Raw genomic sequence first — 13,356 nt, 5'->3', positions numbered from 1 at the left:
TATCATCAGCATTCACAATCATGCCATCAAACCAGTTCCTGCTCCTGCTCCGCCTGCCAGCCGTTGATTCTGCGGTACTCAGCCGGCGTTACGCCGTTATGCTTCTTAAAGGCTTTATAAAAATACGGATTGTTGGAAAATCCGGCCTGTTCGGCAATTTCCCCGATCGGATCTTCGGTTTCGACCAGCAGCTCACGTACCTTGTTCATCCGGACCTCCTGAATATAACCAAGGATCGTCTTCGATGTCGTCTGCTTGAAGATCCGGCCGATATAGTCGGCCGACAGCCCTAGCTCATCCGCAAGCAAATCCAGCGACAGGCTCGAATCCATATACTTCTCATCAATCAGTTTCATGATCCGTTCCGACACGTCCTCCTGTCTCGTTCTCCCCTTGTTCTCCTCCATATGCTTCTCCAGACGGTCGAATAAATGCATATAGCGCCCCATGAACTCCTCCAGCGTCTCGTTCCATTCATGCTGATACAGCGGCATCGAAGGAATCGCCAGTTCACCCGCCACGGAGAGGCGGCGTCCCATCGACCGAATGGCGTTCTGCAGCGCAAAGGACAAATGCGATACCGCAAGCTGGAACGACATATAGGAGTAATTCTCCGTATCCCGGATAATTTCGCTGAACAGCTCCTTTACGGCAGGAATCCGTTCGAGATACAGCTCGTCAATCAGCTGCTTCTCCTTATCCAGGGGATATTCATATGGTTTTGCTTTCTTCAGCTCCACGGTCTCCGAGTCAATGATACTGCCCGGGCCATGGAATACGCGGGAGAAGGAAGCCTCGATCGCCTGCAGGCACAGCCCGTGGACGGCCTGGATGTCCTCGCCGATCATGCTGGTTGAGACCGTGATCGACAGCTTTAAATATTGGGTCACCGCCGCTTGGATTCGGCCGGCATGCTCAAGAATCGCTTCGCGCTCATTCTCCGCTCCCTCGTCCCTGGCCTGCACGATTACGGCAATACGGTCATCGCCAAGCACGACGCCGGCAGCTGCAAACCCGGCCTCGTTCAGCATTTCCTGGGCGATGTTAAGCACCCCGAACCGCAGCAGCTGCCGATCCTCCACCGTGTAAGCTTCGATAAAGGAGCGGTAATCATCCACTGTCATCAGCAGCACGCGTACCGGGGAGTAGGGATCAAGCCCGACCCCATAACGGGCAAAGCCGGTCTTAACACGATCCGGGTTCCGGTCGGCATCCCCGTGCAGCAGCCTGCGCAAATATTCATATTTCATCGACTGCAGGCTGTTCCTCTGCTCCGCTTCCAGATTGCCCAGGCGGGACAGCTTCTTGCTGAGCCCGGAGAACAATCGCCGTGATACGAAGTAGGATATGCCCAGCCCGGCCAGCAGAATGGAGACCGTGATGATAATCGTCTTCCCGCGCAGGATGTCGATCCGTTCAGAAATGACCGTGTACGGAAGAATCCGGACATACCGCCAGCCCAAATAATCCGGCTCCGTGTAAGTAACCAAAGATTTCACGCCGTCCACTTCCTCCACAAAATAGCCCGAGGAGTCCGGGTCGGCCAAAATCCGATTAATATACGAGGTTCCCTTCATATCGGTGAGCATAGGGTATTTCCAGCTGCTGGAGACGAGATAGCCGCCCTTATCCAGCAAAAAAGTGTTCGCTGGATCGCTCGTCAGGGAGCCGTCGATATGCTTATGTAGTTGTGTTTCTTTAATGTTGACCACAATGGCGTTTCTGTTCGCCTTCGGCATCAGCGTGTCGTACAACAGGAAGCTATATACATCCCGCTGCTTCTCGGCAATATTTCCAGCGAGCCCTTCAATGCTGAGCTTGCGGGGGATTGGCATCAGGGAGTCATAGGCCTCCAAATTGCCAAGCATCTCCCGCATTTCATGATCGTAAAACTCCGATTCATCGAATACCGCAGCCACGCTCATATCCGTACTCACATAGAACGTATGCGCTTTGGCGTTATAGACATAAATCGAATCGATGAAAGGCGAAGTCTCCCGATAATTGGTCAGCTGCCGGACGGCTGTAGAAATCTCCATCGGATGGACATCAGCAAAGTTCAGCAGGTTGGCGATATGCTGGTCGCTATATATTTGCTTGGCGAATGTGGAAGCCGTGACCGCCATCACCGATGCCTCCTGAGTGGTCTGGGAGAGGCTGTTCATCGTCTGGTCGTAGGACTGCTGAAGCGCAATTCGTTCAAAATTAATGTAGAGAATACCAGAAAGAACCGTGATGGTTAGTACGATCGACAGGGTCATCGCCAGAAATATTTTCCCGTAATAGCGCGTATCTTTTCGACTAAGCAATCCTATCCCCCCTTATTCCGCTCCTTTGGAAGATTCCTTCACGACTAGCTTCGCATCGACTTTAAAACACCGCTTCTCCGCCCACACATTGTCGTTCATCTGATCGATCAGTTTCTCGGCCAGCACGGCCCCCATCGCATAAAGCGGCTGCTCTACCGAGCTGATTCTTGGCGTCACATAGTTAGTCAGCCTAATGTTATCCACCCCGGCAACCGCCAATTGATCGGGAATGGATATTCCGAGTTCATTGCAAGCCTTGTACACCCCCAGTGCCATCTCGTCGTTTGCGGCGAATACGGCCGTAAAGTCAGCCCCGCTGCTGCACAGTCGGTGGAAGGCCTCGCAGCCTCCTTCCTCCGAGAAATCGCCGTTTTCGACCAGAGCAGGCTCAAACGGGATGCCGCATGCTTTAAGCGCTTTCACATAACCCTCCAATCGCTCGATACTGTCCGTCGCATCCGCATATCCGCTAAGAAAAGCGATTTTCCGGTGTCCCTGCTCCGCAAGATGGAAGACCACCTCCTGGGCCAGCTTGATGTTATCCGTAAAAGAACATGGGATGCGCGCGTGCTCAATTTTCCGTCCAATCAGGCCCACCATATACCCGTTATCGGCATAGACTGCAATCTCCTCATCCGATAGATTCGGCGTTACAAGGATTAGAGCGTCCACTGTCCGGTTCATGAGCAAGGAAAGGAACTCCCGTTCCTTCGCCTTCTCGTTCTGCGCATCGCAAATGAGGACGTTATAATGGAGCGAATTGGCCATGTTCTCGATGCCTTTGATGATTTCCGCATAATAAGATACGCGCACATCGGAGACGACGACCGCCAGATTCATCGTTTTGCGCGAACGAAGCTGCTTGCCCATATTATTAGGGATGTAATCCAGCTCCCGGATGGCCTGCAGCACCCTTTCCTCCGTCTTGGCATTTACGAGGTTGCTGCCGTTCAGCACGCGGGATACCGTAGCGGGCGACACATTGGCTCTCCTGGCAACATCAATGATTTTGCTCTCCTTCATAATCACGGACTACCACACTTTCAATCATTATTGCTTCTATTATAAAATCGAATGAAATCGATTTCAATTGTTTAATTGGCTTTTTAAATAAAGGCTATGTTCATCATTAATTGCCGGTTACTTTTAAATCGAAAACCGCCTTTTCCAAAGGCGGTAATTAAGGTTATCGTATTCCATTCTGCTGAGCCTTCCGGTTTGGTTTTTTCATTTTCTTTTGCAATTTATCCTTTATACGGGCACACTTATTCAAGTGCAAAAAATTATGCCTCGTTGCTGGCATTAGCACAAGTCCGGCAACTGTCTTCTTGCTCCAATAATCGGCAATATCGCTTGCTTCCTGAAGGATGGCATTTTCATCAAACAACCTTTTGACTCTACAATCTTCAACTTTATTTCTGAACTCGCCTGGTTGCAGTGATGAGATGATTTTCCGGGTTTGTTTTCCCACAGCTATTCTATATTCTAATAATGAATTTATATTAATAACTGAACTTAGTTCTGCGATATCATCATCACTCATGCTGTTTCCGCCATAGGGAAATCTGATGTTCATTTTTTGCAGCCAATGATCAGAATGAAGTACCTGCTGACTGTCTGCAACCAAAATATTCATCGTCATGTCCTCGACTCTTGCAATATGCCACAGATGCCATACGATTGAATTCTTTGTATCTGGAGCATTTACTGGGTACTTCCTTAATGCCCCTTCCTCCAGACCTTCCAGAACGAAATCCTCCAAAGTATGGATGCAGCCGTTACTCATTTTCGCTGAGTGCAACAAAGCATGGTGATTCAGAAATAGCTCAATCGCTCGAGCATGTTCGTTTGGATTTAATATGACTTCAGTTAACTTCTTATGGTTTTCATTCCAAAGCCTTCTTTGCTCTAAATCCATTGAAATCAGCTCCAAAATAAAAGTACCAGACCTATTTTCTTATTCGACGCTGTGTTTTCATATTCCTTGTTGTAACAAAGCCTGATAAAAAAAGAAGCGGATGGATTTTCATCCACCCGCCCTTTTAATGCAAATCATTCAGACCGAACCTAGCTCCTGCCCTATTCGGTTATGAAATTTAATCTCTGCAATACCTTGTGAAGCACCACAGCCGCTTCAGCCCGGGAAGCCTGCCGGTTGGGCTGCAGCAGCCCCTGGTTGTCTCCTGCAAGGATTCCCGTACCTGTCAGCCGGGACATGGCTTCTACAGCCCATGCAGAGACATCCTCCGCGTCCTTGAAGGAGGCCATGTTCAGCTGCGCTTGGCTGCCTGCAGCCTCATTTTGCGGCCCGTCTGCAAGCTCCATCGCTTTAAGCAGGGTAACAGCCATTTGCTCTCGGGTTACCGCCTCATTCGCTTTAAAGGTGCCGTCCGCGAAGCCTTGAATCAAGCCCGCCTCAACAGCGGTCTGAACGGAATCCTTGTACCATGCCGCCTCCGGTACATCGGTGAACGAATGCGTGCTTTGTGTTCCCCCTTGCGCCAGACCTAAAGCCCGAACAAGCATGGAAACCCATTCTGCGCGAGTCACCTGCTGCTGGGGATCAAATGCGCCGTTTGCCGTACCATGAATAATGAATCTTGCCGAAAGCGCCTCAATACCCGTCTTCGCCCAATGCGCCTGAATGTAGGCAAAGGTCTTGGCCTGGACGGCAATGATGGCGATGATCCGGTCGTCCGCATAATTCGTCTTCAGCACCGCATGCACCTGACCATCTTCCGTATGCAGCACGGTCAGCGGAACAAAGCTCATTTGCCCCGTTGCAGGATCAATGGCAATCCCCGTTATTCCAGACGGATCTGCCTTAGAATCCAGCTTTAACGTCCGGGAGAGATAAGCCTGGCCAAAGTGGCTGATCTCGTTACTCACCCCGCCGGATTGCAGCTCGATATGAAACGCCGGGACAGCTGCGATCAGCGTGCTTCTGACGGCATCGCCCAACAGATTGGCGCCGTCCGCGGCTTCTCCGATTTCAATCCGCAGCACGGCCTGATCATCTGCCGGTTGAACGGCAGGCAGCATGGCGGACAAACTCGACTCGTATTCCGCATGTCTCGTCTGGAACGCCATGGACAGATTGCTGGTTGCAGCTGCAATCTCATATAGTGCCTGCACCGGCAGCTCAACGACGAGCGGCTCGGATTCGGACGCCCCGCTAAGACCCAACAGCAGTCTCGTTACCCCATCGCCAGAAGCCGCTTCCTTCAGCAGCTCTCCGCTAACCTGAATCAATGCTGCCTGGCTAGGGAAGTTGCCAATTACTGCAGTGCTGCCATTCCGTGTAACGGCCGGCTTGTTCTCCTTGTCCACAGGCTGCTGAGCGGACTGGCCGGTGCTTCCCGAGCCGCTCCAGGACGACCCTGAACCCGGGCTTGGTTTCGGCTCAGGCTGAGGTGAGGTCGGCTCTGCAATCACCGTCACTCTTGCACTGGCCGAATAACCGCCGTCCACCGTAGTTGCCGTCACCGTCGCCGCCCCGGCGCCTACCGCCGTGACTACCCCGCCGTTCACGACCGCGACCGACTCGTTATCGCTGCTCCACTCTACCTCCCGGTGGGTAGCGTTGTCCGGCGTAATGACGGCTGTTAGCGCCTGTGTCCGATGATTCGCTAGATTCAGCGTCAGCTCCGCAGGAACGAGCGAAATCCCGGTCACCGGTACGCTGTCCCCGTGGTTCACCTGAATTAGTTGGAAATCGTCGAACGCCGTCCAATTGCCGCCCTTGGCGTCCGTGAATAAGCCGATTTCCACTTCCCCGCTCGTGATTTGAAATGGCTCACTGATGAACAGCGTCCAATCGGAAGAACTGGCTGAGCTTAAATCAATCTCCAAATCCGGGCCGCCGTATTTTTTGATTTCCATACGGAGGGCATTCAGATCAGTTCCGGTTCTCACCCAGATCGATGCTTGGTAGGTATCATCTGTCACGCTGGCCAAGCCGATCGTTCGATACGTATTCTGCATGTAGTCGGCTCCCGCCCAATGCGTGAGCTTATAATTCCCTGTACGCGGATTGTCGCTATCGACAAAATGGGCATCACCGCCGGAGTTCCAGCTGCTCCAGCCCGTCGTGTCGCCATGCTCGAAGCCCGCGTTCTCCACCGGCACCGGAACGCGCGGTGTTACGGTGACGGACCGGGATGACAGCGACTCGTTCCCGTCCGTATCTACGGCCCGAACGGCGAAGGTGTAGGTCTGCTCGTTCGTCAGGCCCTCGATCACCACGGTAGGTGCAGTCACATTGCGCACCAGGCTTCCGTCCTGGTACACATTATAGGAAGCCATGTCGAATTCCGTGTTCCGCTGCCACTGCAGCGAGGCGCTTTGATCGCCGCCGATTGCCTTGATTCCCGCCGGCGCGGAAGGCGCGTAGCTGAACACTTGGAAATCGTCAATCGCCGCCCAATTCCCGGCTTTGGCGTCCGAATAGACGCCGATTTCCAGCTGGCCGTTCGTGACTTGGATGTTATCAAGGAAGAACGGAGTCCAGCTTCCGCCATCGGCTTTGCGCATATCTCTGGCCAGATTCTCTCCGCCGTAATTTTTAACCTCCAGCTGGAATTTGTTCTGGCCTCCGCCCGTCCGGGCCCACACTTGAACCTTGTATTTGCCGTTTGGCACCTCCAGCGTGCGGAACGTCGATTGAATATAATCCCCTGAGCCCCAATGCGTTAATTTGTATTGTCCTCTTGGGCTGTCGTTATCGACGAACTGGGCGATTGGCTGCTGTTCCGGGTGCCACTCCGACCATCCGGCAAAAGTGCCGAGCTCGAAATCCATATTCTCAAACGGAATCAAAGTGCCGGCAGACAACGGGATTACCGTAACCTCGGCAGATTTCGCCGACTCGTTGCCCGCCTGGTCGACCGCTGTTACCGCGAACCGGTATTCCGCGCCAGGCTGCAAGCCTTTTGCCACAAATCTCGATTCGGTGGCCGGCTCGACGGAAGCGATTCTGGCGTCATTTTGATATACATGATATCTCGCAAAATCACTGTCCAGGCTGTAATTCCACCTTAAAGCAGCCTGCTCTACTCCAGCTTCTGCTTTGAGGCCCGCAGGCACAGCAGGCGGAACGGTATCGGTGCCCGATGCTGTAGTGATGCTGACCTGCTGCGACACCCCGGATTCGCCATGGTCATTGAAGGCCGTCACCACATAATAATACGTCGTGTCCCCTCTTAAACCCTCATCCATAAAGGTTAGGCTGGCTGCCCCTGTCATGCCGGCTTCCACGAAATCAACATAAGCGCCGTCGATGACCGTCGCGCCGGCGATATCCTTAACGGAACGGTAAATTTTATAGCCATTGACGTCGCTGCCTGCAGAATCCCACCGCAGCTCGGCACGGAATCCGCCCGTCACCGCGGCGTTAACCTGACCCGGTACCGCCGGAGCTCCGGCGCCCGCGCCCGCAGCAGGCGCATTCGTCGTCACAGGCGTCAATTCGAAGTCATCAAAGGTGGCCCACTCGCCCACCGTAGCTTTGGAATGGACGCCGATTTCCAGCTGGCCGTTCGTGACCCGGATGTCGTCCAGCACATATTGCCTGTAGTCGCCGATGAATCCTGCATTCGCCGTTACGGAGCGGTCTGGCCCGCCGTAATTTTTGGCCTGAAGCTGAATTTCGATGTTGTCTCCTTTGCGAAGCCATACCGAGGCCTTATAAGTCCCATTCGGAACCTGTACCGTCCGGTAGGTTCTCTGCTCGTAGGCTTGACCCGCCCAGTGGGTCAGCTTGTATTCGCCGCTGCGGGCATCGCCCATTTCGGCCTTATGCGCGGCTTCCTGACCGGCCGGCATCCATTCCTCCCAGTCCTCAAGCGTGCCTTCCTCAAAGCCGCCGTTATAGGACAAGTAGTTCAGCGTATCGCGGTAGTGCTCGAACGAGAACTGGAACCAGTTCAAATGCACCTGCCCTTTGAGCACGACATACAGCGGAAGAGTACCCGCCGCATGCTGAATCACAGCGCTCTTCGTCACCCACTGCTGCAATCCTCCGGTATTCGCCAGGCGCACTTCGCCCAGCAGCTGCCCTTGCGGCGAGCCTGCCCGGAATTCGATCGACGCATCCTGCTCCGCTGCCGCCCGGACCTTCACGGTCGCCGTGCCGTCCACGAACTGCACGTTATCGAAAGCGATATATCCTTCATTGCCCGCAGGCGCTACGTAAGAGCCACCTCCTGCATCGGCCGCCACTCCGGTCTGAATGCCGCTGGCATTCGCGTAGTCCTCGGCCTCCACCCGGCCATAAGGATTCATGCCGGCATCTCCCGTTGGCGCTCCGTCCCACGTAAAGGTAGCAACCGCCCCCGCAGGCAGAGTATACGTGAAGCTCTGGGCGCCCCACTGCACCTTAAACTCCCGCTGCGACTTCGCGGAATTGAGCACGATCAGCGCCTTGGAGCCGTCTTTGTTCTTGAAGGCCACATTCTCGATGCTGCCGCTGCCGAGCGTGTTCGATTTGATGCGAACCGCGCCGGGCCGCACAAATTTGCTGGCATGACCAAACGCATAATATTCTTCATTCAAGGAAGTAATCGATTTGGACGGCTTATCCGCCGTCACCACGCCGCGGCAGTCCGTACAGCCGCCCACCCGCGGGCCGTAATCCTCATCGAGAGCCAGGTTCCATTTCAGCACCGTCTTGGCCCAATTGCGGGTTGAACCGATGATCAGGTTCTGCACATCCCAAGCCAGGTTGTCGCCGAAGACGGGTGCGAAATCTCCGCCGGAGCTCTCCGTAAAATAAATGCCTTTATCGGGATGCAAATCATGCACCTGAGCCTGATTTTCTACTTTTCCCGCATATCCGTGAAAGGCCGAACCCGCAATGTACCGCTTCGCTTCCGGGTCGTTCAGCACCTCGATTGGATAATCCGGGTCGCTCCAGTTATGATCCCAAATCAATATTTTCGTGTTGATATTCGCCGCCGCGAAGGCTGGGCCCAAATGATTCTTAATGAACTCGGCCTGCTCCGCCGCCTCCATGCGCATGCTGGCATAGTTGTCGGCTTCGTGATGCGGCTCGTTCTGAATCGTAACTGTGTCGATCTCAATGCCTTCCGCGGCGTAAGCCTCGATGAACTTCACGAAGTACCGGGCGTAGGCATCGTAATACTCCGGCTTCAGCTTGCCTTTGGCCAGCGACTTGTTATCCTTCATCCAGGCCGGGGCGCTCCATGGAGAGCCCATGATCTTGATTTCGGGATTCATCGCCAGAGCCTGCTTCAACACTGGGATGATATACTGCCGGTCATGATCGATCGAAAACTGGCTTAACGAAAGATCCTCCGCATTTCCCGCCGTATCGTTGTACGTATAATGCGAGCGGGCAAAGTCGCTGGAGCCCATCGGCAGCCGAATGTAGCTGAAGCCGATGCCCTGGTTGACATCGAACAACTGCTCCATCACTTCATCACGCGCTGCGTCGGTCAGCACTTCCCCCAGCAGCCAGGCTGATGAATCGGTTAACGCCGCTCCAAAGCCTTCGATTTCCTGATAAGTCGTATTCTCGTCCACATGAATCGTGTACGGGCTTGCCCCGCCCGCCGGACCAAACGCAATACCCGGCTCTTGGTGTAACAACTTGGACTTATCCCCCGTCGTAACCCATACCTCAACCGGCTCGGCCGCCGCGCCGACAGAACTGGCAAAGAGTCCAGAGAACATCGACAAGACGAGTGACGTGCTTAAAACGAGAGACAAGACGGACTTGCCCTTCTTCGTAATCCTCATGCCTTTCATGCGTATTCTCAGCTCCCCTCAAAATAATAACGCTTACATTTTTGGCAATCCCTTGGCTGCCTTAGCTCATTTATGGACCCTGTCCAGCGCTTAGCAGCATTGCTGGCACAGGCGTCAGGTCCGGGGCGGCAGAAGCCGCCCCCTAACTCTTCATTCGCATTCAAGCCTAGCCGGTAACTGTCCCCGCGCCGGCCCGCCAGCGATAGGTTCCCACCGTCTTTGCAGGAAGCTTGGCCAACCACTGGCGCCCCTCACAAAGTACGCAGAATTCCTGCTCCGCATCGCTCTGGTTAATCATCACCGCAACGAGCTCGCCGCCCGGATTGCGAAAGACGACATTCGTCACGGTCTCCTTGGAGCCATAATCGCTGGCTACCCTGTACGCCCCCGGCTTCACGAACCGGGTGTACTGCCCCAGCAGGTAATATTCCGGGATGATCCAATAGTTGTCTACATCCGCCGCATCTCGGATCATCATCGTAGGTCCCGGCGTTCCGAGCCATTGATGCGGGCTGATATTGCTGTCCAGCATCGTCACCCAAGCGTTGTAGCTGCAGGCGTAATTGCGGAAATACTGCGCCATCCGGTCTGCACCGGCCGATCCCCACAAGGAGCGCTCCGTTAAATAAATCGGCTTGTCCGGATAAGCGGCATGTATTTCGCTCATGACCTCTGGCGAGCCTTCGTAGTCATGCAGCGCAATCCCGTCAACGGCGCCGCATCCAGCTGCGTCATTCAGAATAGGCGTGACGTATGCCCAAGCGTCGCTGAAATTATGATCGAAAATCCATATTTTCGTCTCCAGCCCATGCTGTTCCAGCTCCTGCCGCAAAGCGACGGCCAGCTCTCTCTGCCTCTCAGGCGGCATATAACAGCTCGGATAATCCGTCTCGAACAACGGCTCGTTCTGCAGAGTCATCGCATAGATCGGAATCCCGTGCTCCTGGTAGGCCTGAATGGCCAACCGGTAATATTTCGCCAAGGCCGCCGTGTACTCCGGCCCCTCCTTCAAGCTGCCCCGCTTCAGGCTGCCGCTTGTCTTCATCCAGGCTGGCGGGCTCCAGGAGGAGGCAAATATCTTAACCTTCGGCGCCAGCGCGATCAACTGCTGAACAGTCTCTACGATCCCGAGCTCAACATCTTTTTTTATAGAAAAATACCGCTGCTCAAAATCGGTTACCCCTTCGGGCATATCGTTGTACGTATAAAAGGCCTGTCCGGTAAAATCCGAGGTTCCCAGTGTAATCCGGATTAAGTTCAGCCCGATGCCCGATTCCTCATCGACCAAAAGCCGCAGAACCTCCTCCCGGCGGGCGGGGCTCATCCTTGCCAGATTGCTAATCGTGGTATCCTCCATCGAGGTGCCCATGCCCAATATCTGCTGACCGGCATGACTTGGCGTGATCGTAATACGAGTCGTCTCCGTCTCCTGCGGCACCGTCAAAGCGATATCCGGCTGCCGGCTCAATCTGTAGGGAATGTCGCGCGGCCCTTCAAACCATTTCAATTTCCCCGGATCCACCTCCGAGCTCCACCATACTTCAACGGCATCGGAAAGTAGTTTCGTGTTATGCATTGTGGCGTTCTCCTCTCTCTAACACATCTGTCTTATAACCTGCCTTTCATCCTGCCTGAACTCTCACACTGCCGCTCCCGTTTAATAAAGAAGCGACGAATATTCGCCGCTTCCTCCATCCTTCAATTACTCGATGCCTCTTTCGTCAAAATACTTGTTCGCTTCCTCCTGGATATACTCCAGCAGCTTATCGACGCCAGCGGTCTTCAGCTTCTCGCGGTATGTCTTCAGAGAAGCGTCCACATCCGAGGTCAGTCCAAGCATAAGCGGTTTGCCGTATTGCTCGAACACTTGGTTCACAGCTGCAAGCTCGGCCTTAACAGGCGCATAATCGAGATAAATCGGTCCGAAAATATCCGGCTTGCTGATCGGCTTGAATTCTTCCTTCAGCGCATCCAGTCCGTCCCAGCCGCCTTTCTCGCCTTTCATGTTCGGCTCATAGCGCCAGCCCCAGCTGGCAATGTCGTAACGCGGCGTTTCATCCAAATTCACGCCCGGCGCAGGAATGACAATCGTCTTGTCGTCCTCGCCCTTCGCCCAGTGCGTGCCTTCGATTCCATAAGTCATTAGGTTGAAGTATTCTGGATCATTGCGCAGCTTATCCAGCACCATCAGAGAACGCTCAGGGTTGACGGAGCTCTTTGGAATCGCCATGGCATTCGAGCTCGGCAGCGTTGGAATGACATAGTTGTGGAAGCGGCTGAATGGGAAATAGCCGATTTCCATATCCAGATTTTTCGCTTTCACTTCATTGATAAATCCGCCTGCACTGGACGGGTTGCGCCAGTAAATCGCGCCTTGGCCGGTTTTGATGAAGTCGCCTGCCTCCTGGTTGGAAGAAAGCGCGTTTTTGTTCCAGTAGCCTTTTTGCTCCCATGTCTTCATTCTCTTCACCCAGGCTTCAAACTCCTCGGTGTACGGGAGAATCTGAATGTCGCGCGGATTGTCATAGGACGTTGCGCCAATGACGTCGCCGCCAATCAATTGGAAGTCGTTCCAGAATTTATACAAGCTGTTCACATTCTCATAGGCTGCTCCGTTAATCGGAATAACCTTCTTCTGCGTCTTCACCGCATCCAAATAGGCTTCGATGGAATCCAGATCCGTAAATTCAGGGAGGCCGAATTCTTTACGCCAATCTTCACGGTAAACGTAGCCCAGCGGCGTATATTCCGGGTTGGTATTTGGCACAGCATAGATTCCTCCGCTGACCGTTACCGAGTCCCAATCCTCTTTCGGGACGTTCCCCCAAGTGACCGGCGCATACTGCGGCAAGAGGTCTTTCAAATCCAGGAATGCCCCTTGCTTCGAGAGCTTGTAGAAATCCGCCCAGCTGGAGGCAAAAATCATGTCGATTTTCTCGCCGGACGTCAGCAGCAGGTTATACTTGGTCATCCAGTCGTTCCAGGTCGTAAACTTGAGGTCAACTGTCGTATTCAGGTCTCTTTCCAGCATCTTGTTCCATTCGGCGACGATTTTGCTCTGATCTTTATGCGCATCGCCGACGAGATACCAGGTCAGCTTGACCTTCTCCAGCTTCTCTCCAGCCGCTCCTTCCCCATTCGCCGCTTTCTCTGTACCTTCGTTTCCTGGCGAATTGGACGCTGTGCCCCCGCCGCAGGCCGCGAGCAAAGTGATCATTAACGATAACACCAGCAGCAGCGACAAGCGTTTCTTGGTTTTTAACATGTTGACTCCTCCTTT

General features: G+C 53.8%; 6 protein-coding genes. All 6 read right to left on the bottom strand.

Going from position 1 to position 13,356, the window contains the following annotated elements:
* Positions 1 to 26: 26 nt before the first annotated feature.
* A complete protein-coding gene (locus MKX50_RS01755) occupies positions 27 to 2,309 on the bottom strand; it encodes a helix-turn-helix domain-containing protein (RefSeq protein WP_213590789.1) in 2,283 nt (760 codons plus the stop codon).
* 12 nt (positions 2,310 to 2,321) lie between these two features.
* Positions 2,322 to 3,332, bottom strand: a complete 1,011-nt coding sequence (locus tag MKX50_RS01750; protein WP_339158251.1) for a LacI family DNA-binding transcriptional regulator — start codon at positions 3,330 to 3,332, stop codon at positions 2,322 to 2,324.
* A gap of 163 nt (positions 3,333 to 3,495) precedes the next feature.
* Positions 3,496 to 4,227 (bottom strand): DinB family protein, encoded by a 732-nt coding sequence (locus MKX50_RS01745; protein WP_213590787.1) that lies wholly within the window; start codon positions 4,225 to 4,227, stop codon positions 3,496 to 3,498.
* A gap of 161 nt (positions 4,228 to 4,388) precedes the next feature.
* The gene (locus MKX50_RS01740; protein ID WP_339158250.1) at positions 4,389 to 10,076 is read right to left on the bottom strand and encodes an S-layer homology domain-containing protein; all 5,688 of its coding nucleotides are present in this window, start codon (positions 10,074 to 10,076) and stop codon (positions 4,389 to 4,391) included.
* Positions 10,077 to 10,242: 166 nt separating this feature from the next.
* Entirely contained in the window at positions 10,243 to 11,652 is a 1,410-nt protein-coding gene (locus MKX50_RS01735) for a glycoside hydrolase family 30 beta sandwich domain-containing protein (protein ID WP_339158249.1), read from the bottom strand.
* A 126-nt stretch (positions 11,653 to 11,778) separates the two neighbouring features.
* The gene (locus MKX50_RS01730; RefSeq protein ID WP_155611581.1) at positions 11,779 to 13,341 is read right to left on the bottom strand and encodes an extracellular solute-binding protein; all 1,563 of its coding nucleotides are present in this window, start codon (positions 13,339 to 13,341) and stop codon (positions 11,779 to 11,781) included.
* Between the last annotated feature and the right edge of the window lie 15 nt (positions 13,342 to 13,356).

It is taken from the genome of Paenibacillus sp. FSL W8-0186, assembly GCF_037969765.1.
GTDB classification, from domain to species: domain Bacteria; phylum Bacillota; class Bacilli; order Paenibacillales; family Paenibacillaceae; genus Fontibacillus; species Fontibacillus woosongensis.
Note: the sequence above shows the minus strand (reverse complement) of the source record. Positions and strands in the feature narration are given on the sequence as shown.